General features: G+C 71.9%; 20 protein-coding genes. 12 read left to right on the top strand and 8 right to left on the bottom strand.

The window, feature by feature from the left end:
- Positions 1–12 precede the first annotated feature (12 nt).
- Positions 13–3429, bottom strand: a complete 3417-nt coding sequence (locus tag ACH414_RS13125; RefSeq protein WP_398941809.1) for a hypothetical protein — start codon at positions 3427–3429, stop codon at positions 13–15.
- 179 nt (positions 3430–3608) lie between these two features.
- Between ACH414_RS13125 and ACH414_RS13130 the strand changes: the two genes are divergently transcribed.
- A complete protein-coding gene (locus ACH414_RS13130; RefSeq protein ID WP_382547085.1) occupies positions 3609–4499 on the top strand; it encodes a glycoside hydrolase family 19 protein in 891 nt (296 codons plus the stop codon).
- Here the strand turns inward: ACH414_RS13130 and ACH414_RS13135 are convergent, their stop codons facing one another.
- Together ACH414_RS13135 and ACH414_RS13140 are read right to left on the bottom strand one after the other, a co-directional pair.
- Complete coding sequence (locus ACH414_RS13135; protein WP_398941811.1) at positions 4500–4736, bottom strand: DUF397 domain-containing protein; 237 nt, start codon at positions 4734–4736, stop codon at positions 4500–4502.
- Positions 4733–5569: a helix-turn-helix domain-containing protein gene (locus ACH414_RS13140; RefSeq protein ID WP_398941812.1), complete on the bottom strand. Its 837-nt coding sequence runs from the start codon at positions 5567–5569 to the stop codon at positions 4733–4735. The genes ACH414_RS13135 and ACH414_RS13140 overlap by 4 nt, the downstream gene beginning before the upstream one ends.
- 237 nt (positions 5570–5806) lie before the next feature.
- Here ACH414_RS13140 and ACH414_RS13145 point away from each other — a divergent pair, with 237 nt between their 5' ends.
- The 4 genes from ACH414_RS13145 (at position 5807) to ACH414_RS13160 (ending at position 9162) form a co-directional block, all read left to right on the top strand.
- Positions 5807–6175 (top strand): hypothetical protein, encoded by a 369-nt coding sequence (locus tag ACH414_RS13145; RefSeq protein ID WP_398941814.1) that lies wholly within the window; start codon positions 5807–5809, stop codon positions 6173–6175.
- A 91-nt stretch (positions 6176–6266) separates the two neighbouring features.
- On the top strand, positions 6267–7628 hold the full coding sequence (locus ACH414_RS13150; RefSeq protein ID WP_382547074.1) for an aspartate aminotransferase family protein: 1362 nt from the start codon (positions 6267–6269) through the stop codon (positions 7626–7628).
- 65 nt (positions 7629–7693) lie between these two features.
- On the top strand, positions 7694–8392 hold the full coding sequence (locus ACH414_RS13155) for a GntR family transcriptional regulator (protein ID WP_382547071.1): 699 nt from the start codon (positions 7694–7696) through the stop codon (positions 8390–8392).
- A gap of 116 nt (positions 8393–8508) precedes the next feature.
- A complete protein-coding gene (locus ACH414_RS13160; RefSeq protein ID WP_382547068.1) occupies positions 8509–9162 on the top strand; it encodes a hypothetical protein in 654 nt (217 codons plus the stop codon).
- Between the two features lie 33 nt (positions 9163–9195).
- Here the strand turns inward: ACH414_RS13160 and ACH414_RS13165 are convergent, their stop codons facing one another.
- Positions 9196–9924: an SLATT domain-containing protein gene (locus tag ACH414_RS13165; protein WP_398941936.1), complete on the bottom strand. Its 729-nt coding sequence runs from the start codon at positions 9922–9924 to the stop codon at positions 9196–9198.
- Positions 9925–10200: 276 nt separating this feature from the next.
- Between ACH414_RS13165 and ACH414_RS13170 the strand changes: the two genes are divergently transcribed.
- From ACH414_RS13170 to ACH414_RS13180, 3 genes are read left to right on the top strand one after another with little or no spacing between them, the layout of a single operon-like run.
- The gene (locus tag ACH414_RS13170) at positions 10201–10536 is read left to right on the top strand and encodes a YbaB/EbfC family nucleoid-associated protein (RefSeq protein ID WP_382547065.1); all 336 of its coding nucleotides are present in this window, start codon (positions 10201–10203) and stop codon (positions 10534–10536) included.
- 55 nt (positions 10537–10591) lie between these two features.
- Positions 10592–11191, top strand: a complete 600-nt coding sequence (gene recR / locus ACH414_RS13175; protein ID WP_382547063.1) for a recombination mediator RecR — start codon at positions 10592–10594, stop codon at positions 11189–11191.
- Positions 11192–11241: 50 nt separating this feature from the next.
- Positions 11242–11904 carry a DUF5063 domain-containing protein gene (locus ACH414_RS13180; RefSeq protein ID WP_398941817.1) on the top strand — a complete coding sequence of 221 codons (663 nt, stop codon included), beginning with the start codon at positions 11242–11244 and terminating at the stop codon, positions 11902–11904.
- A gap of 184 nt (positions 11905–12088) precedes the next feature.
- On the opposite strand, the gene ACH414_RS13185 is transcribed toward ACH414_RS13180, so the two are convergent.
- The 3 genes from ACH414_RS13185 to ACH414_RS13195 are packed head-to-tail and all read right to left on the bottom strand — an operon-like array spanning position 12089 to position 14582.
- Positions 12089–12856, bottom strand: coding sequence for an amino acid ABC transporter ATP-binding protein (locus ACH414_RS13185; RefSeq protein ID WP_398941818.1), 768 nt, complete (start codon positions 12854–12856; stop codon positions 12089–12091).
- Positions 12853–13707, bottom strand: coding sequence for an amino acid ABC transporter permease (locus ACH414_RS13190; protein WP_382547055.1), 855 nt, complete (start codon positions 13705–13707; stop codon positions 12853–12855). Before ACH414_RS13190 ends, ACH414_RS13185 begins: the two co-directional genes overlap by 4 nt.
- On the bottom strand, positions 13704–14582 hold the full coding sequence (locus tag ACH414_RS13195) for an ABC transporter substrate-binding protein (RefSeq protein ID WP_386563647.1): 879 nt from the start codon (positions 14580–14582) through the stop codon (positions 13704–13706). The genes ACH414_RS13190 and ACH414_RS13195 overlap by 4 nt, the downstream gene beginning before the upstream one ends.
- Before the next feature lie 215 nt (positions 14583–14797).
- On the opposite strand from ACH414_RS13195, the gene ACH414_RS13200 reads away from it, so the two are divergent.
- The 4 genes from ACH414_RS13200 (at position 14798) to ACH414_RS13215 (ending at position 19243) form a co-directional block, all read left to right on the top strand.
- Positions 14798–16078: an aspartate kinase gene (locus ACH414_RS13200; protein ID WP_382547050.1), complete on the top strand. Its 1281-nt coding sequence runs from the start codon at positions 14798–14800 to the stop codon at positions 16076–16078.
- A 15-nt stretch (positions 16079–16093) separates the two neighbouring features.
- The gene (locus tag ACH414_RS13205; RefSeq protein ID WP_382547047.1) at positions 16094–17146 is read left to right on the top strand and encodes an aspartate-semialdehyde dehydrogenase; all 1053 of its coding nucleotides are present in this window, start codon (positions 16094–16096) and stop codon (positions 17144–17146) included.
- A gap of 325 nt (positions 17147–17471) precedes the next feature.
- Positions 17472–18143: a SigE family RNA polymerase sigma factor gene (locus ACH414_RS13210; RefSeq protein ID WP_382547044.1), complete on the top strand. Its 672-nt coding sequence runs from the start codon at positions 17472–17474 to the stop codon at positions 18141–18143.
- Positions 18140–19243: a hypothetical protein gene (locus ACH414_RS13215; RefSeq protein ID WP_398941823.1), complete on the top strand. Its 1104-nt coding sequence runs from the start codon at positions 18140–18142 to the stop codon at positions 19241–19243. Before ACH414_RS13210 ends, ACH414_RS13215 begins: the two co-directional genes overlap by 4 nt.
- A 42-nt stretch (positions 19244–19285) precedes the next feature.
- Here the strand turns inward: ACH414_RS13215 and ACH414_RS13220 are convergent, their stop codons facing one another.
- The gene (locus tag ACH414_RS13220; protein ID WP_398941825.1) at positions 19286–20026 is read right to left on the bottom strand and encodes an SURF1 family protein; all 741 of its coding nucleotides are present in this window, start codon (positions 20024–20026) and stop codon (positions 19286–19288) included.
- Positions 20027–20039 lie beyond the last annotated feature (13 nt).

The following is a 20039-nucleotide window of genomic DNA, read 5'->3' on the forward strand; positions in this document are numbered from 1 at the left end:
TGGCGGGGGCGGCTACTCCGCGAAGAATCCCTGCACGTCGGCGATGAGGTCCGCCGTCCCCGCGTGGTTGTAGAACGTCACCTTGCCGTCGACGACCGGGACGACCACCAGGTTCGACACCGTCGCCCCCGCCGGCACGTTGAGGTTCGACGCGCTGGTGCGGGCGGTCCCCGACGGGTAGGCCGTCACGAAGGTGTTCGCCGTCGTGTTCGTGGCGGTCACGTTGAGGACGACCGCCGTGGCGCCCGTCGCCGGGACGCCGGCCTTGCCCGCGACGGTCAGGGTGACCGTGCGGCCCGCGCCGAGCTTCGCCTTGGCGACGCCGAGGCCGCCGCGGGTGTCCATGAGCCGCTGCGGGTAGAGCGACGAGTAGAGCGAGCCCACCCGTGCGCCGGTGTAGTAGCCCGCCACGTCGGCGATCAGGTCGACCGAGCCGGAGTGGTTGTAGAGGTCGACCTCGCCGTCCTTCACCGGGACGACCACCAGGTTGGAGCGGGTCTCGCCCGCGCCGGGGTTGAGGTGCGAGCCGACCACCGGCGCCCCCTTGGGGAGGGCGGTGACGAACGTGCCTGCGGTGACGTTGGTCGCCGTCACGTTGAGGACCACGGCTCCCGCGGTCGCCGCCTCGGTGCCCTTCAGGGACAGCCGGACGCGGCTGCCGCCCCGGACCTTGGCCTTGGGGGCGCCGAGCCCGCTGCGGGTGTCGAGCGCCCGCCAGGGCGTCATCGGCCGGTACAGCGCGTCCTCGTCGTGGGCGGTGTTCGTGCCGGCGAGGTCGGCGATGAGGTCGACGGTGCCGGCGTGGTTGTAGAACGTCACCTTGCCGTGGTCGACGGGGACGACGACCAGGTTGGACACCGTCTTTCCGGCCGCCACGTTGAGGTTCGACGCGGTCGAGCGGCCGAGGGAGCCGTCGTAGGCCGAGACGAAGGTGCCGGCGCTCGCGTTGGTCGCGGTGATGTGCAGGGCCACCGAGGTGGTGGTGTCCCGGTCGACGGCGGCCATGGCGGAGACGTCGAGGGTGATCGTTCCCCCGGGGCCGACCCTGCCCTTGCGGACCCCGGTGCCGTTGCGGGTGTCGAGGACCCGCAAGGGTTGCGGGACGGGCGTGAAGCTGGACTCCGCGGGCGAGGCGCCCCCGCGCAGCACGACGTCGCCGCTCACCTCCACCGGGGCGCCCGGGGCGCCGTCGGGGCGGGCCGTCAGCGTCCAGGTGTACTGGCCGTTCGGCATCAGCGTCCCGGACCTGTCCTTGCCGTTCCAGCTCGGGTGCAGGGCGCGCCCGTCCGTGCCGGAGGCCAGCTCGGTGACCTTGCCGGTGCGGTGGTGGCGGGCCGTCAGGGTCCAGGCGCCGAAGGGCCGGGAGGGGGTCAGCGAGGTGAGCGTGAGGGGCGCGTCGGGCTTCCGGCCGTCGACGATCGCGTTCGGCGCGTCCTCGCGCGACAGCACCGTCAGCGGCTGGCGCGCGATGCCGCTGGGCACCACGTGGATGCGGCCCTCGGCGTCGGCGTACGCGAGGTGGCCGCCGAACTTGTCGACGGTCCAGGTGATCCGCCGCTGCGTGACACCCGTGTCGGGCAGCTCGCCGACCACCCGGGAGGACCCGGCCGCCTCGGCGCCGGTCAGGACCAGCTTGCCCGCGGCCTTGTCGTGTGTCACGACATAGCCGTCGCCGAGCAGCGCCTCGCCCGACGGCACGGCCCTGGACGTCTTCTCCGTACGGTCGTAGACCCCGGCGGGGCCCTGCTCGCCACAGGACCAGTAGAGCCAGCGGCCGACGGCCTGGAGTTCGTCGGGCACGCACGGGGCGCCGGTGTTCAGCGCCTCGACGGTCTTGCCGGTCTTCAGGTCCTTCGCGCTCACCGCGCCCTTGTCGGCGCCCGCGCTCCACAGCCAGGAGCCCCACAGGGCGGCCGCGACGGGCGTCCGCTCCTCCAGGACGCGGGTCTTCTCGTGGTCGGCCGCCATCAGCAGCACGCGCTGCGTGGTGGACGTCGACTCCTTGCTGTCCACGACGGCGTACGGGCCGCTGAGGTCGCGGACGCGCGCCGTGCCGCCGGGGAAGGCGGTGCGGAAGACGCCCTTCTCCCAGCCCTGGACGATGAGGTAGCCGGCGCTGCCCCCGATGTGGGTCAGGAAGCCGTCGTCCCCCGTCGGCCAGTACTCCTTGCACGCGGTGTCGCCGGCGGGGCAGTCGCCCACCCAGAGGCTGTCCTTGGCCCGCGGGCCGAAGGTGAGCGGGCCGCTCGTGCTCAGGTCGCGGCTCCACGCCCGGGGGCCGTTCGCGTCGGCGTCGCTGCGGTCGACGACCGCGAGCCGGCCCTGCGCGAGCGCGAGGCGCTCGACGGGGACGGGCGTGGCGGCGACCTTCTTCAGGGGCGTGACGACGGGCTTGCCGTCGGCGCCCTGGGCGATCCGCCGGACCGCCCAGTCGGCGTTGTCGGGCCCGCCGACGACGACCGCGCTGTCACCGCCCTGCCCGATGCCGCCCCAGGTCTGCCCGTCGAGCAGGTCGAGGGGCGCGCCGCCCTTGACCGGGAAGGCCTGCACCTTGCCGAACGGGCCGTTCGGCAGGTACAGGACCCAGTCGCCGACGAGGCCCACGTCGTTGCCGTACGCCGTGAGCGGCAGGTCGGCGAGCGGGGCGGACGGCTTCGTACGGGAGCCGACGAGGACCCGTCCGTCCCGGTGGTCGCCGTGGAACAGGACGTACGAGTCGGAGATCTTGACCCGCGAGAAGCTCGCCGGGACGGCCGGGAAGCGGCCCTGGGCCTTGCCGGTCGCGGCGTCGACGAGGGTGTACGTCCGCCTGCCGCCCTCGTCGGGCCCCTGCAGCACGATCGAGGACGCGTCGCCCGCGACCGCCGGGCCGTACTCGACGCCGGCCGGCTCGTCGACGACGACCTCGGCGGTGCCGCCGTCGGCCTTGGCGGAGAAGATGCGGGTCCGGCCCTCGGCGTCGTCGGCGACCGCGCGGAGCCCGTAGACGTTCGCTTCCTTCAGGCCTGAGGGCAGGGCGAGCGTGTCCACCCTGCCGTCGGCGTGCCGCAGTTCGACCTTGTCGGCCGTCACGTACGCGAGGGCGTCGGCGCCGGTCCCGCGCCCTTCGCCCGTCGCGGACTCGATGCCGGGGATCTCGAAGGTCCTGCCGTCGGAAAAGCGCGTCCACACCGGCCGGGTGCCGCCTTCCTCCCGGACGAAGACGCCCTCGGCGCCCACGCTGTCGGCGTCCCCGAACTCCGCCTGCCCGGCTTTGTACACCCGCTCCCAGAGCGGGGTGTCCTTGACGGCGGCCGGGACGACCAGCTCCTGGGGCGCCTCCGGCGTGTCCGCGGCGGCCGGGACGGCGAGCGGTATCAGCCCGCCGGCGACGACCGAGATTCCGAGCGCGGTGAGGGAAGCCCTCCGCGCGAGGGCATGACGAACCACCTGGTGTACTCCCCGTTTTCCCCTGCTGCGTCCGTTCTGTCCCCATGACGCAGATCGAACAGGAGCGTAACAGCGCCCTTCCGGCCGGCTCCGTCTCGGCCATGTCTGGTCTAGACCTTGACAGGTTCAGACCAATCGCGCTTCGCTGGGCCTTCCCCCACCGGAAGGAAGAGCGCCCTATGTTGCGACGTCTTCTCACCGTTCTCGCCGCGATCTGTACGGTCGTCGGCCTCGCCGTCCTCCTGCCCGCCGCCCCCGCCGGCGCGGCCCCCGCCTGCGTGGCCGCCTGGAACTCCTCCAGCGTGTACACGGGCGGCATGACCGCCTCGTACAACGGCCACAACTGGTACGCCAAGTGGTGGACCCAGAACGAGCGCCCCGGCACCACGGACGTCTGGCGCGACGAGGGCGCCTGCGGCGGCGGCACCGACCCGAACCCCCAGCCGGGGACCGGATTCGTCGTCTCCGAGGCCCAGTTCAACCAGATGTTCCCGAACCGGAACCCCTTCTACACGTACGCGGGCCTCGTCGACGCCCTCAAGTCGTACCCGGCCTTCGCCACCACCGGCAGCGACACGGTGAAGAAGCAGGAGGCCGCGGCCTTCCTCGCCAACGTCAGCCACGAGACCGGCGGCCTCTACTACATCGTCGAGCAGAACACCGCCAACTACCCCCACTACTGCGACGCCACCCGGCCCTACGGCTGCCCCGCCGGCCAGGCCGCGTACTACGGCCGCGGCCCCATCCAGCTCTCCTGGAACTTCAACTACAAGGCCGCGGGCGACGCGCTCGGCATCGACCTGCTCAACAACCCCTGGCGCGTGGAACGCGAACCGGCCGTCGCCATGGCCACGGGCCTCTGGTACTGGAACACGCAGAACGGTCCCGGCACCATGACCGCCCACAACGCCATGGTCAACGGCGCGGGCTTCGGCGAGACCATCCGCTCCATCAACGGCTCGCTGGAGTGCAACGGCGGCAACCCGGCCCAGGTGCAGAGCCGGGTCACCAAGTACCAGCAGTTCACCCAGATCCTGGGCGTCCCGGCCGGGGCGAACCTGTACTGCTGATCAGCCCTGCCAGTCGACGAACGAACTCCACGCGGAGGGCTCCACCGCGAAGGCGGGGCCCTCCTGGAACTTGGAGTCGCGGACGTGGACGGAGTGGGGGCAGGCGGCGACCTCGACGCAGTTGCCGCCGCCGTCGTCGCTGTACGAGGACTTGTGCCAGTCGAAGGCGACCTCGATGCAGTTGCCGCCGCCGCTGTCGCTGTGGCTCGACTTGAACCAGTGCAGGGTCTCGCTCATCTCTGTACTCCCGCCAACCGCTCGATGAGGCCAAGGGACGTGCGTGGATCCAGGGCCTGTGCGCGGATCTTCGCATACCGCTGCAGGAGCGTACTCACCTTTCCCCGGTCGGTGACGAGCACGCTCTCGCCCTGGATTTCGAGGTAGCCGGCGAGGCTGTGGTCGGGGCTCTCGACCAGGTTCAGGTCGCCTCGATCCCCCGCGTACTCCCCGCCCAACGCCGCATCCATCGGCAGCACTTGCAGGTTCACGTTCCTCCGCCGTGCGCACGCCGCCAGGTACACGAGCTGCTCCCGCATGATCTCCTCGCTCCCGATCGGCCGTCGCAGCACCGACTCGTCGAGCACCAGCTCGATCTGGCAGGTCGGCGCCCGGTCGAACAGCGCCTTACGGGCCATCCGTCCGACGACCAGCTCCTCGACCCGCTCCAGGGTCGGCTCCGGGTACCCGCCCGCGATGAGCGCCCGCGCGTACGCCTCGGTCTGGAACAGGCCGTGCACGATGTGGTTCGCGTACAGCCACAGGGCCACGGCCTTCTGCTCGATCAGCGAGTAGCTCCGGAACTGCTCCGGCAGCTTCTCCAGCCGTACGAGCTCCCGCATCTCCTCGAAGATCCCGAGCCCGTCCCCCAGCACCTCCTCCAGCTTCACCACCATCTCGTCGCTCACCGGGTGGACCAGGCGCTCCATCGCGCTGATCGCCGCGCCGGTGTACCCCATAAGCGCCCCCTCGCGCTCCTGCGTGAGCCCCTTTCGCAGCCTCAGCTTTTTGGCCAAGGCGGCAGCCATCCGCGCCGCAGGACCCACCGATTCCCTGATTTCCGCTCGCGCCATTCGCGCTCCCCATTCGGACTCAACCGATCTCAACCGGTCTCAACTGCTCCCCGCCGAATTCGACTGCCGACAAGGCGCGTCGGCGCAGGTCAAGGGATTGCCGACGCGCCCTCGCAGTCGTGGAAAACGCTAGCGGCGAGCCGTCACCATGTCCCTGTGAATGCTGCAAAGAGTGAGCGAAACTGTGCGCCCTGTGATTGGATTCCGCTTTCCGGATTCCAGCTCCGCAAGGCCGGTGTGCAATTCGACGCCATCCGCGTCGACGGCGACGAGGGCCGCCGGCTCGCCGGATTGATGGAGGCCCTCACGGGGGGAGACCCGGGGCCGGTCGTCGTGGAGGCGAACGGGCGGCGCGGGGTCTATTTCCTCGTCCCGCCGGGGTCCACGGCGCACCGCGCGTGGCCGCGGGGCGTGACGCGGTTCAACGCGGGACCCGCCCATGTGAGCTACGTTCCGGTGCCCGCGTTGACCGGGAGGACCTGGCCGCTGTCCTGGTGGTCCCCGCCGAGCGGGCCGGACCGGTTCGTGCACCCGCTGCTGCTGAGGAGCGCGGTGAGGGAGCTGTTCGCGGACCCGTTCGCGGACCCGTTCGCGGACCCGTTCTGAGGGGACACCGGCAACCTGTCTCGTCCGTCCCGGTCTCGGTGGACAAGATGGTCATGGCCCGCCCCACCTGCACTTCCTTACCCTCGGACGCATGACCCCTCATGTCGAACCCGACCCCCAGGCCGGTGCGGCCGTCAAGGCCGCCGACCGCGCGCACGTGTTCCACTCCTGGTCCGCCCAGGGCCTGATCGACCCGCTCGCCGTCGCCGGCGCCGAGGGTTCGTACTTCTGGGACTACGAAGGCAACCGCTACCTCGACTTCACCAGCGGTCTCGTCTACACCAACATCGGCTACCAGCACCCGAAGGTCGTCGAGGCCATCCAGGAGCAGGCCGGGAAGCTCGCGACCTTCGCGCCCGCCTTCGCCGTGGACGTGCGGTCCGAGGCCGCGCGGCTCATCGCCGAGCGCACCCCGGGCGACCTGGACAAGATCTTCTTCACCAACGGCGGCGCCGAGGCCGTCGAGAACGCCGTCCGCATGGCCCGTCTGCACACGGGCCGGACGAAGCTGCTCTCGGCCTACCGCTCGTACCACGGCGCCACCTCCACGGCGATCAACCTGACGGGCGACCCGCGCCGCTGGGCCTCCGACACGGCCTCCGCCGGTGTCGTGCACTTCTGGGCGCCGTTCCTCTACCGCTCGCCGTTCTACTCGTCGAACGAGGCGGAGGAGAGCGCCCGCGCCCTCCAGCACCTCGAGGACACCATCGCCTTCGAGGGTCCGGCGACCATCGCGGCGATCATCCTGGAGTCCGTGCCCGGCACCGCCGGCATCATGACCCCGCCGCCCGGCTACCTGGCCGGCGTGCGCGAGATCTGCGACAAGTACGGCATCGTCTTCATCCTCGACGAGGTCATGTCCGGCTTCGGCCGCACCGGCAAGTGGTTCGCCGCCGAGCACTTCGACGTCGTGCCCGACCTGATGACCTTCGCCAAGGGCGTGAACTCCGGCTACGTCCCGCTCGGCGGCGTCGCCATCAGCGAGAAGATCGCCGCGACCTTCGACAAGCGGCCCTACCCGGGCGGCCTGACCTACTCCGGTCACCCGCTGGCCTGCGCCGCCGCCGTCGCGACGATCAACGTGATGGAGGACGAGAAGGTCGTCGAGCACGCCGCCCGCATCGGCGAGACCGTCCTCGGCCCCGGCCTGCGCGAGCTGGCCGAGCGCCACCCGTCGGTCGGCGAGGTCCGCGGCCTGGGCGTCTTCTGGGCGCTGGAGCTGGTCAGGAACCGCGAGACCCGTGAGCCGCTCGTCCCGTACAACGCGGCCGGCGAGGCCTTCGCGCCGATGGCCGCCTTCGCCGCCGCGGCGAAGAAGAAGGGCCTGTGGCCCTTCGTGAACATGAACCGCACCCACGCCGTCCCCGCCTGCAACGTCAGCGAGGCGGAGGCCAAGGAGGGTCTGGCGGCCCTCGACGCGGCGCTGAGCGTCGCGGACGAGCACACGGTGTGACGGGATCGGCCCCCTCCGTGCACTGGACTAGGGTGTCCGGGAGCCGGACGGAGGGGGCCGACCACATGCCCGCGAGCGGAGCTGTCACCCGCAACACCCTGCGGCAGCAGATCGCGGACGCGCTGCGTGACGAAGTCCTCGCGGGGCGTCTCCAGCCCGGCCGGGAATTCACGGTCAAGCAGATCGCCGAGCAGTACGGGGTGTCCGCGACACCCGTGCGCGAGGCCCTCGTCGACCTCTGCGCGCAGGGGCTCCTCGACTCCGACCAGCACCGCGGCTTCCGGGTCCACGAGTTCTCGGTCGACGACTACCGGGGCATGGTCGAGGCCCGCATGCTCGTCGTGGACGGCATATTCCGCCGCGACGCCCCCCGCACCCCGCCCGCCGAGCCCGACCTGTCGTACGGGGTCGCACTGGTGTCGATACGGCGCCGCGGCGAGGCGGCGGCCCGCGCGGCCCGCGCCGGCGAGCTCGACGTCCTCATCGGCTACGACATCCGCTACTGGCGCGAGCTGGGGCGGCTGGTCTCCGCCAACGACCACATCGCCGACTTCCTGCACCGGCTGCGCGTCCAGGCCTGGGTCTTCTCGGTGCCCTATCTGCGCTCCGACCGCGACCTGACCGGCTGGCTGTGGAGCGGGCACGTGGAGCTCGTCGACGCGCTCACCCGCGGCGACGCCGCGGCCGCCGTCGACGTCGTACGGGACTACAACGCGCGCTCGCTGGAGTGGGCGGACCGGCTGGAGCGCCGCGCCGGCCCGTGAGCGGGGCGGGTTGAGGCGGCCGCTCCGGGGGCAGGTCCCCGGCGGGGTGTGCGGGTCCCGAGGGCCCGACTACCCTGGCCGTCCCTGCAACGCAACTGACGGAGAGCGAGCCTCCCTTGGCCTGTGACCTGTGGCTGGTCCCCCTCGTCGACGTGCTGTGCCACAGCGCCGACAACCCCTTCGCCGAAGAGATCGCCGCCTACGACCACGCCCTGACGGCGGCCGGCCTGCCGACCGTGCCCGTCTACGCGTACATGCCGGGGCTCTCCGGGGACGTCGCCCCGGTCGCCGGCTTCGACTACGAGGCCCTGCACTTCCTGCGCCGTGCCTATCTGCTCCAGATGTGCGGGCTGCCCGTCGAGCCGGTCGGGGAGCTCGGCGGCGACTACGAGCAGCTCCTGGAGATGTTCGAGGCGACCGCCCAGCAGTCCCACCTGGTCTGGCACTACGACCACGCCGGCGCCTATGTGCCGGTCGACTTCCCCGTACCGCTGTCCAACGACGAGCTCCTGGAGGGCGGCGGTCCGCTGGGCTCCTCGCACGGTCTGCTGCGCGAGCTGGAGTTCGTCGCGCCCGCGATCGGCATCGACCCGGCCAACCCGCCCGCCGCGCCCCGGCCGCCGGACCGCCCCACGGCCCTGGAGGAGCCCGCCGCGCCCGTCCCGTACCAGGACGACAGCCCCTTCGCCCGGGAGCGCCACGTGTGGCTCGGCCTGCACGCGGCGGCGACCCGGAGCCTCGGGCAGGGCTCGATGATCGTCCTCAGCTAGGGCGCGAGCCGGGACCGCCGCCCGGTGCGGGGCTCAGCGAGCCTCCGGCGGACGCTGCCGCGGCATGTTGGGCCGGGTGCCCGGCGGCAGCGGGAAGCGGCTGGCCGGGTGCCCGCTCTCGGGGCGGGCCGCGGTGGTCCCGGCGGACTGCAGGGCGAGCGGGGCGGGCCCCGAGCGGAACTCGACCATCCAGTCCGCGGTCTCCGCCCGTACGAGCTCCGTCACGTCCTCCGAGAAGCGGCGGAGCACGCCCAGACAGCGCTCGGCGGCCTCGCTGGCCGTGCCCTCGGTGGGGCCGAGCACCTCGCGCACGCTCTCCGAGGCCCAGTCGAACTGCAGCGCCGCCAGGCGGCGCTGCACCGCCTGGGCGGTGGCCACGTCCCTTATCCAGCCCGAGGTGAGGCCGAAGTAGCGGTCGCAGGCCAGGCAGGCGGCGCCGAGCAGCAGCGAGAGGTAGCCCCAGCCCGCGGTGCCCGCGGCGACCCCGGTCAGGTCGAGCAGCGGCAGCGCGGCGCCGGCGATCACCCCGAGGGCCGTGCCCATGCGCAGGGCGCGGGCGCAGCGGCGCTTCCAGACGCGGTCGGACAGATACCACTCGGCGGTGCGCAGCGCGTTGGACTCGACCCAGCGGTAGAGCTCGTCGAGGCGTTCGGCGGGCTCGCCCCAGTCGCCGAGCGGGAACGGCGATCCGGTCAGGTCGTGGTGGGGCGCCGGACCCCCGGCCTTGCCCGGGCCTTCGGGATTCCCCGGCTGCGGCTGCATGTCCGGCTGCTGGCTCACCGGGGAACTCCTCTGTTCAGCTCAGCGCTCGTGTCCTTCTGGGACGTGCGGTGCACGTGGTGCCTGCCCTTCCTACCGCCGAATGGTGGGCGGCGGGCCCGGAATCCCGGGATTTCCGCCCGCAAGAGGGTGTTGATCAGGTAGAGAGGCCCGCAGTTTCTCACCCGAAAGTGTTGTGTCGGCACCCCGGTCGGCGACCACGTAGGCTCGGCTTACCGAGACCTCGGCTCAGCAAGACACCGAACGTTTGGAGTGACCGTGATCCCCGGTGGTGGCCAGCCCAACATGCAGCAGCTCCTCCAGCAGGCGCAGAAGATGCAGCAGGACCTCGCCCGCGCTCAGGAGGAGCTCGCGCGGACCGAGGTGGACGGGCAGGCCGGCGGCGGCCTGGTCAAGGCGACCGTGACCGGCTCCGGCGAGCTGCGCGGCCTGGTGATCGACCCGAAGGCGGTCGACCCGGAGGACACCGAGACGCTGGCCGACCTGATCGTGGCCGCCGTGCAGGCCGCCAACGACAACGCCCAGCAGCTCCAGCAGGCCAAGCTGGGCCCGCTGACGCAGGGCCTCGGAGGAATGCCGGGCCTGGGCTTCTAACGCCCACTTCCAGCCACTACCGTAAGAATCAAGCACCCCCGAGAAGGGCGTTCCGTTGTACGAAGGCGTGGTTCAGGACCTCATCGACGAACTGGGCAGGCTGCCCGGCGTCGGTCCCAAGAGCGCGCAGCGGATCGCCTTCCACATCCTCCAGGCGGAGCCGACCGATGTGCGGCGGCTCGCGCAGGCCCTCCTGGAGGTCAAGGAGAAGGTCAGGTTCTGCGCGGTCTGCGGCAACGTGGCGCAGCAGGAGCAGTGCAACATCTGCCGTGACCCGCGCCGGGACCAGTCGGTCATCTGCGTGGTCGAGGAGCCGAAGGACGTCGTGGCGATCGAGCGGACCCGTGAGTTCCGCGGCCGCTACCACGTGCTCGGCGGCGCGATCAGTCCCATCGAGGGCGTCGGCCCGGACGACCTGCGGATCCGCGAGCTGCTGGCGCGCCTGGCGGACGGCCAGGTGACCGAGCTGATCCTGGCGACCGATCCCAACCTGGAGGGCGAGGCCACCGCGACGTACCTGGCGCGGATGATCAAGCCCATGGGTCTCAAGGTGACGCGTCTGGCGAGCGGGCTGCCGGTCGGCGGCGACCTGGAGTACGCCGACGAGGTCACCCTGGGGCGTGCCTTCGAGGGGCGGCGGCTGCTAGATGTATGACGACGACCGGGTCCGTGCGCACGACGGCGCACTCTCAGGGAGGCTCCTCGATGTCTGACGCCACACTGCACTCCGTCACGCAGGACCCGGACGACTTCGCCGTCCAGATCGCGGACTCGATCGAGAGCTTCATCGTCGCGACGACCGAGGTCGCGAAGGGCGACGAGCCGGACAGCGCGGTGCCCTTCCTGCTCCTGGAGATCTCCCAGCTGCTGCTCGCGGGCGGCCGGCTCGGCGCGCACGAGGACATCGTCCCGGACGAGCGCTACGAGCCGGACGCGGGCCCCGACCTGGACGTGGACGAGCTGCGCGAGCGCTTCGCGGTCATGCTGGAGCCGGTGGACGTGTTCTCGGAGGTCTTCGACCCCTACGAGCCGCGCAAGGCCCCGGTCCCGGCCCGCATCTCCGACAGCCTCGCCGACATCGTCACCGACCTGCGGCACGGTCTGGCCCACTACCGGGCGGGCCGGACCAGCGAGGCGCTGTGGTGGTGGCAGTTCTCGTACTTCTCCAACTGGGGCCCGACCGCTTCCGCGACCCTGCGCGCCCTGCAGTCCCTGGTCGCCCACGTCCGCCTGGACCAGCCGCTGGCCGACCTGGCGGGGCTCGACACGGACGAGGACCTGACCGAGGACGACCTCGCCGAGGAGGCGGGCCGCGTGATGATCGAGGAGATCGCGGGTCCGCTGGGGCTCGGGCGCCGGAAGGTCTAGGGACCGGCCGGGAGGGCCGGCCCCGGAAGCTCCGGTGACCGGCCGGGACGGCCGGCCCCGGAAGCTCCGGTGACCGGCCGGGAGGGTCGACCCCGGAAGGTCCGGGGACCGGCCAGGAGGGTCGACCCCTGAAGGTCCGGGGACCGGCCAGGAGGGTCGGCGCCGGAAGGCGTGGGGGCCGGCTCTATAGCCGCCCCGCCTCCACGATCCGGCTCAGGAAGCGCTGCGTCCGCTCGTGGGCGGGGGCGCCGAAGACCTCCGCCGCGGTGCCGCGCTCCAGGACGACGCCGTCGGCCAGGAAGCAGACCTGGTCGGCGACCTCCCGGGCGAAGCCCATCTCGTGGGTGGCGATGACCATCGTCATGCCGTCCTCCTTGAGGTCCCGCACCACGTTCAGGACCTCGCCGACCAGCTCCGGGTCGAGCGCCGCCGTCACCTCGTCGAGGAGCAGCAGCCGGGGCCGGTTCGCGAGGGCGCGGGCGATCGCCACGCGCTGCTGCTGGCCGCCGCTGAGCCGGTCCGGGTACTCCCCGGCCTTGTCGCCGAGGCCGAGCCGGCCGAGCAGCTCCCGGGCCCGCTCCTCCGCCTCGCGGCGCTGTGCCTTGTGGACGCGGCGGGGGGCGAGCGTGATGTTGTCGAGCACGCTCATGTGCGGGAAGAGGTTGTACGCCTGGAAGACCACGCCGATCCGGCGCCGTACGGTGTCGGCGTCGACGCGCGGGTCGGTGATCTCCTCGCCGTCCAGGAAGATCGCGCCGTCGTCGATCTCCTCCAGGAGGTTGGCGCAGCGCAGCAGCGTGGACTTGCCGGAGCCGGAGGCGCCGATGAGGGCGGTGACGGAGTGCTGCGGGACGGTGAGGTCGACATCGCGCAGCACGAGGCTCTGCCCGTAGGTCTTGCGGACCGCTTCGAGCCTGAGGACGGCCGGGGCCTTGGCCGGGGTACCGCTCATACCGCGCCTCCCTGCGACTGCCGGCGGTTCATCCGGGCGGTGACCCAGTCGGTGAACCGGGTCATGGGGATCGTCAGCGCGACGAAGGCCAGGGCGGCGACGGTGTACGGGGTGAAGTTGAAGGTCTTGCCGGCGAGGATCTGCGCCGCGTAGACGGCGTCGACGGCGCCGCCGAGGGAGACCAGGCCGGTGTCCTTCTGGAGCGAGACCAGGTCGTTGAGGAGCGGCGGCACGACCCGTCGTACGGCCTGCGGCAGCACCACGTACCGCACGGTCTGCGCGCCGGACAGGCCGAGCGAACGGGCGGCGGCGCGCTGGCTGGGGTGGACGCTCTCGATGCCCGCGCGGAAGACCTCGGCCGTGTACGCCGAGTAGGTGAGGACGATCGCCGTGCCGCCGAGCACGACCGGGTCGGCGGGGACGCCCTGGAGGCGCAGCGCGGGCACGCCGAAGATGATCGCCAGCAGGCAGATGACCAGCGGCAGGCCGCGGAAGAAGTCGACGTACGCGGTGGCCAGGGCGCGCAGCGGGAAGAACGCGGGGCCGCGCAGGGTGCGGGCGAGGGCGATCAGCAGGCCGAAGAGGAGGCTGGCGGGTCCGCAGACGGCGAGGAGCCCGAGGTTGAGCCAGAGGCCGTCGAGGACGAGGGGCAGCGCCTCGCGGGCGTACTCGGCGCTGAAGAAGGTCTCCTTCACGCGCGGCCAGCCGGGCGAACCGGTGATGCCGACGTAGAGCACCGCCAGGGTGACGGCGGTGCTCAGGGCCGCGACGGCGGTCGCGCGCCGGGTGCGCGAGCGCTTGTGGCGCTCGCGCTCCAGCCGGCGCGCGGAGGGGGTGTACGTATCGGTCACTTCAGCACCGGCGCGCCCGCCGCGTCGGACAGCCACTGCTTCTCGATCGCGGCGAGGGTGCCGTCCTTGCGGAGCGCGTCGACGGCCTGGGAGACGCAGGAGGTGAGCGGGCTGCCCTTGTCGAGGACGAGGCCGAACTGCTCCTTGGCGGCGCCCGGGGTGGTCGCGAACTGGCCGACGACCTTGGCCTCGGTGACCTCGGCGCCGGTGATGTAGAACGCGGTCGGCAGGTCGACGACGATGGCGTCGACCTGGCCGTTCTTGAGGGCGGCCTTGGCGAGGTCGTTCTTCTGGAAGACGGCGGCCTTCCGGTCCGGCTTGATGAGCTCGTTGATGACGTCGAGGCTGGTGGTGCCGACCTGGGCGCCGAGCTTGGCGCCCTTGAGGTCGGCGAGGCCGGTGGCCTTGGCCGCCTTGGAGTCCTTCAGGGCGATGACGGCCTGGCGGACGTCGTAGTAGCCGGAGGACAGGTCGACGGCCTTGCGCCGGTCCTCGTTGATCGACACCTGGTTGATGTCGAAGTCGAAGGTCTTCGCACCGGGGGCGAAGGCGTTGTTGAAGGCGACCTTCTGCCAGACGACGTCGCCCTTGGCGAAGCCGAGCTTCTGGGCGACGGCGTAGGCGACGGCGGACTCGTAGCCCTTGCCGTTGGCCGGGTCGTCGTCCTGGAACCAGGGGGCGTACGCGGGCGTGTCGGTGCCGACGGTCAGCTTTCCCCTGGCCTTGGTGGCGAGCGCCTCCGTCGTGCAGCTCGCGGCCTTCGAGCCCGTGGGGGCGGCGGCGGAGGTCTCCTCGGGCTGGGGCGCGCAGCCGGACGCGGCGAGGGCGACGAGGGCGGAGGCGGTAGCCAGGATGACGCTGTGACGTGGACGCATGGCGCGAGGGTCGCAGCTGCGGGGGGAAAGTGTCGAGGTCACGGCGCTGATTTTCGTATGGCGGACATATTCCGGGGAAGGGGCGTGCACGTGGTGGTGATCACTCTGCGAGCCTCGCGTCTCACCATGCGGTATCCCGTCGGCGTTTCACGCCCGCTCGTTAGACTGAGCCGACCGCAGTGCCAGCTGTGGCAAAGACTGAGCGAGGAGCGCACGTGGGCCTTGTCGTGCAGAAGTACGGAGGCTCCTCCGTTGCCGATGCCGAAGGCATCAAGCGCGTCGCCAAGCGGATCGTGGAAGCCAAGAAGAACGGCCACCAGGTGGTCGTCGTGGTCTCCGCGATGGGCGACACGACGGACGAGTTGATCGATCTCGCCGAGCAGGTATCCCCGATGCCGGCCGGCCGTGAGTTCGACATGCTGCTGACCGCCGGAGAGCGGATCTCCATGGCCCTGCTGGCCATGGCGATCAAAAACCTGGGCCACGAGGCCCAGTCGTTCACGGGCAGCCAGGCCGGTGTCATCACCGACTCGGTCCACAACAAAGCGCGCATCATCGATGTCACGCCGGGCCGTATCCGCACCGCGCTCGACGAGGGCAACATCGCCATCGTCGCCGGCTTCCAGGGTGTGTCCGCCGACAAGAAGGACATCACCACCCTCGGCCGCGGCGGATCGGACACGACCGCCGTCGCCCTGGCCGCCGCGCTCGACGCCGAGGTCTGCGAGATCTACACGGACGTCGACGGCGTCTTCACCGCCGACCCGCGCGTGGTCAAGAAGGCGAAGAAGATCGACTGGATCTCCTTCGAGGACATGCTGGAGCTCGCCGCCTCCGGCTCCAAGGTGCTGCTGCACCGCTGCGTCGAGTACGCGCGCCGCTACAACATCCCGATCCACGTCCGCTCGTCCTTCTCCGGACTGCAGGGCACCTGGGTCAGCAACGAACGCCCCGTAGAGCAAGGAGCCGAGCAGGTGGAGCAGGCCATCATCTCCGGTGTCGCCCACGACACCTCCGAGGCGAAGATCACCGTCGTCGGCGTCCCGGACAAGCCGGGCGAGGCCGCCGCGATCTTCCGGGCCGTCGCGGACGCCGAGATCAACATCGACATGATCGTGCAGAACGTGTCGGCGGCCTCCACGGGCCTCACCGACATCTCCTTCACCCTCCCCAAGGCCGAGGGCCGCAAGGCCATCGACGCCCTGGAGAAGACGAAGGCGTCGATCGGCTTCGACTCGCTGCGCTACGACGACCAGATCGGCAAGATCTCCCTGGTCGGCGCCGGCATGAAGACGAACCCCGGAGTCACCGCGGACTTCTTCAAGGCGCTGTCCGACGCGGGCGTGAACATCGAGCTGATCTCCACCTCGGAGATCCGCATCTCGGTCGTCACCCGCGCCGACGACGTCAACGAGGCCGTGCGCGCCGTCCACACCGCTTTCGGTCTGGACAGCGACTCGGACGAGGCCGTCGTCTACGGCGGCACCGGCCGCTGACCGCCGGAAGCCCCGATGAGCGGTAAACCGACGCTCGCGGTCGTGGGTGCGACCGGAGCCGTCGGGGCGGTGCTGCTCCAGGCGCTCTCGCACCACGCGGACGTCTGGGGCGAGATCCGTCTGCTCGCCTCCCCCCGTTCGGCCGCGCGCAAGCTGGCCGTACGGGGGGAGGAGTGCGAGGTCCTCGCGCTGAGCGAGGAGGCGCTGGACGGCGTCGACCTCGCGCTCTTCCTGGTGCCGGACGACATCGCGGCGCGCTGGGCGCCGATCGCCGTCGCCAAGGGCGCGGTCGTGGTGGACACCTCGGCGGCCTTCCGGGCCGACCCCGACGTGCCGCTGGTGGTCCCGGAGCTCAACGCCCATGCCGTACGGGTGCGGCCGCGGGGCATCGTCGCGAGCCCCGGCTGCTCCACGCTGGCGCTGATCGTCGCCGTGGGCGCCCTGCACGCCGAGTTCGGGCTCGCCGAGCTGGTCGTCACCGCCCAGCAGGCCGCGAGCGGCGCCGGACGGGCGGGCGTGTCCGCGCTGCGCCACCAGCTGGCCCTGGTGACCGGCAGCGAGCTCGGTCTCCACCCCGGAGACGTACGCCGTGCCGTCGGCGACCACACCGGCCCCTTCCCCGGGCCCCTCGCCCTCAACGTGCTGCCCTGGTCGGGGGAGCTCGCCGCGGACGGCTGGTCCTCCGAGGAGCTCGCCATCCGCGAGGAGGCCCGCAAGGTCCTCGGCCTGCCCCTGCTGCCCGTGGCGGCCACCTGTGTCCGGGTCCCCGTCGTCACCGGGCACGCCGTCTCGGTGCACGCGCGCTTCGAACGGCCCGTCACCGTCGCCCGCGCCCACGAGATCCTGGCGACCTCGCCCGGCGTGGTGCTGTACGACACCCCCGCCACCGGCGACTTCCCCACGCCCGCCGACGTCGTGGGCACCGATCCGGCCTGGGTGGGGCGGGTGCGGCGCTCGATGGACGACGAGCGGGCCCTGGAGCTCTTCGTGTGCGCGGACAACCTGCGCAAGGGGGCCGCGCTGAACGCCCTGCAGATCGCCGAGTCGATCATCGCAACGGGCTCCTAGCCGGCTCCCGGATGGCTTCCGGACGGCTCCCGGCGTCCGGAATTCGGCACCGCTGCACCGCTCAACTTTGTAGGATCTGTGAAGCCCTTGTGAGCAAATCGGCGTCGGATGCCTCTTGAACAGGTCAGATGTCCTGGACGACGATGCTCTTCCCTCCCTTCTGCAACCGGTGGTCGGGCAGGAGGCGTCTTCGCGTGCACATCACGGGGGCGCCGCGAAAGCGGGGCATTCGGGGAGAACGGGTACGCATGAGGACGAACGACGCATCGTCAAAAACGGTGCCGTACGCGTACAACCCTGACGGGGGGAAGCGTGTCCAACAGGCGTGGCAGAGGTACTCGACATCGCTGCGGTCATCCCGCTTCACGGCACCGCGGTGCGCCCGCTCCGGCGGCCGCGCCCGGCCGGCGGCATGCCGGTGATCGCCCCCATGCCCATCAGGACCCGACCCACCGTGAACGGCATCCCCGCGCCCCGCGAGGGCTCTGACGACGCGATGGCTGCCGGCACCACCGTCGACCACCTCACCGAGACCTACCGCGCCCACTACCGCTCGCTGCTCGGGCTCGCGGCGCTCCTCCTCGACGACACCGCCTCCTGCGAGGACGTCGTGCAGGAGGCCTTCATCCGGGTCCACTCGGCACGCAGCCGGGTGCGCGACCCCGAGAAGACCCTGGCCTATCTGCGCCAGACCGTCGTCAACCTCTCGCGCTCCGCACTGCGCCGCCGCATCCTCGGGCTCAAGCTGCTCTCCAAGCCGATGCCCGACATGGCGAGCGCCGAGGAGGGCGCCTACGACCAGCTGGAGCGGGACGCGCTCATCAAGGCGATGCGCGGACTCCAGCGGCGGCAGCGCGAGGTCCTGGTGCTGCGGTACTTCGCGGACATGACGGAGGCGCAGGTCGCCGAGACCCTCGGGATCTCCCTGGGCTCGGTGAAGGCCTACGGCTCGCGCGGGATCGCGGCGCTGCGCGTCGCGATGGAGGCGACGTCATGAGCGGGCCGCGGGACGGCGACGAGCACGGAGACCGGAACGAGCTGGGCGGACACGGAATGCTGAACGAAGGGCCGGATTCCGGCACGGCCGACGAGCTGGCGCTGCGGCGGCTGCTCCAGGGCGCGGTGTCCGGTCTCGAACCCTCCGAAGGCACGCTGGAGCACCTGCGCCGGGCCGTGCCCGCGCGCCGGGCGCGCAAGCGCCAGGCACTCGTCGGCATCGCCGCCGCCGTCGTCCTCGTCGGCACGGCCGTCCCCGCCTTCGTCCACGTGGCCTCCTCGGGCGGGATCAGCGCCGACAACCCGGTCAACGCCGGGCACGGCGAGCAGGCCCAGGGCGGCACCGGCACCGAGACCGGCGTCGAGGGCGGCCAGAAGAGCCACACCCCGCCCGCCGGGACCGCGAAGCCGGAACACGGCGGCAGCGGGGGCGCGGGCAAGCCGAGCGTGCCGTTGCCCGGCACGGGCTCCGGCGGCTCCGGCGGCGAGGCCGACACCCCGACGAACGTCCCCGCCTCCTCGCCCACCTGCGAGCCGGGACAGCTGAGCGTCAGCTCCGTGCAGGCGGGCGCCCCCGACACCGAGGGCAAGGTGTACGGGAGCTTCCGCATCGCCAACGTCTCCGGCAAGGACTGCATGGTCGGCGGCCCGGGCCAGGTCGCCTTCGAGGCGCGGGGCGCGGCCGACGCGTCGAAGATCACGGTCGTCGAGCACACCTACGGCGACGCGGCGAGCGGACTGCCCGACCCGACGCAGGAGTCCCCGACCCTGGTGCTGACCCCGGACAACGCCTACGAGGTGCGCTTCGCCTGGGTGCCCAGCGAGACCTGCCCCACCACACCCCCGGAGCCGACGCCCACACCGACCCCGACCACGGGCTCCGGCGGTTCGACGTCGACCGGCGGCACGAGCGCGGGCTCCGCGGGCACGGGCTCCTCCGACAACGCCGCGACCACCCAGCTCACGAGGGACGGCACCCCGGCCGACGGCAGCGTCGCCGTGAAGCACACGGCGGAGGCGGGCGGCCCGGTGGCCGAGGCGACCATCTCCAACGCCTGCGCGGGCACCATCTACCGCACCGGGGTCCTGGACGCCTCCTAGACGCGGCGGCAGCGGTCCCGGGTGCCGACGGCGCCCCCGGCGCTACAGCCCCAGGGCCGCGTCCCGGGAGGCCTCGGCCTCCCGGCGCACCAGGCGGAACCACATGAAGACCACGAAGCCGGCGAAGACGAACCACTCGGCCGTGTAGCCCAGGTTCTGGAAGGCCTTCATGTCCAGGCTCGTGCCGGCCGCCGCCGATGCGGGCACCGGGGTGAGCCCCGCGGGGGAGTCGACGAGCGTGATCCAGGCGTCGTAGACGTCGTCCGGCACCACGTTCACCAGGGCCGCCGCGCTGATCATGCCCAGCTGCCCGGCCGGAAGGCCGCCCGCCGTGTTGACGCCCTTGGTGCCCGGGTTCTCCGAGGCCTGCAGCGCGCCGGCCACGGTGACCTCGCCGGTCGGCGGGGCCGGCGCCGCGGCGCCCGCGGGCAGCCAGCCGCGGACCACCGGCAGCGCCTTGCCGCCGTCCGTCTTCAGGATGGTGAGCACATACGAGCCGGAGCGCCCGTCCAGCTCGCGGTCGGGGACCAGGAACTGCTCGCCGTACCGTCCGCTGGCGCTCGCCACCCGGCCCGAGGTCTCCTTGTCCACCGGCAGCAGCGCGTCCAGCGGCTCGGTGCGCTGGGTCGCCGGGTCGGGCCGCCGCTCCGCCTCCCGGTGGGAGTCGACGCGGTCCTCGAACTTGCCCAGCTGCCAGGTCCCCATGAACACGCAGAACGGGATCGCCAGCAGGACGAAGACGTTGATCCCCCACCAGCGGGGCGTTCTCAGGAACCGATACACACCCCCACGGTAC

Origin of the sequence: Streptomyces sp. NPDC020422 (genome assembly GCF_044386705.1) — a bacterium.
GTDB lineage: Bacteria > Actinomycetota > Actinomycetes > Streptomycetales > Streptomycetaceae > Streptomyces.

Excerpts from the sequence above, each read along its gene's own strand:
- ACH414_RS13130 (WP_382547085.1), top strand. The coding sequence starts at position 3,609 with ATGTTGCGACGTCTTCTCACCGTTCTCGCCGCGATCTGTACGGTCGTC.
- ACH414_RS13135 (WP_398941811.1), bottom strand. The coding sequence starts at position 4,736 with ATGAGCGAGACCCTGCACTGGTTCAAGTCGAGCCACAGCGACAGCGGC.
- ACH414_RS13140 (WP_398941812.1), bottom strand. The coding sequence starts at position 5,569 with ATGGCGCGAGCGGAAATCAGGGAATCGGTGGGTCCTGCGGCGCGGATG.
- ACH414_RS13150 (WP_382547074.1), top strand. The coding sequence starts at position 6,267 with ATGACCCCTCATGTCGAACCCGACCCCCAGGCCGGTGCGGCCGTCAAG.
- ACH414_RS13155 (WP_382547071.1), top strand. The coding sequence starts at position 7,694 with ATGCCCGCGAGCGGAGCTGTCACCCGCAACACCCTGCGGCAGCAGATC.
- ACH414_RS13165 (WP_398941936.1), bottom strand. The coding sequence starts at position 9,924 with ATGCAGCCGCAGCCGGGGAATCCCGAAGGCCCGGGCAAGGCCGGGGGT.
- ACH414_RS13180 (WP_398941817.1), top strand. The coding sequence starts at position 11,242 with ATGTCTGACGCCACACTGCACTCCGTCACGCAGGACCCGGACGACTTC.
- ACH414_RS13185 (WP_398941818.1), bottom strand. The coding sequence starts at position 12,856 with ATGAGCGGTACCCCGGCCAAGGCCCCGGCCGTCCTCAGGCTCGAAGCG.
- ACH414_RS13195 (WP_386563647.1), bottom strand. The coding sequence starts at position 14,582 with ATGCGTCCACGTCACAGCGTCATCCTGGCTACCGCCTCCGCCCTCGTC.
- ACH414_RS13205 (WP_382547047.1), top strand. The coding sequence starts at position 16,094 with ATGAGCGGTAAACCGACGCTCGCGGTCGTGGGTGCGACCGGAGCCGTC.
- ACH414_RS13215 (WP_398941823.1), top strand. The coding sequence starts at position 18,140 with ATGAGCGGGCCGCGGGACGGCGACGAGCACGGAGACCGGAACGAGCTG.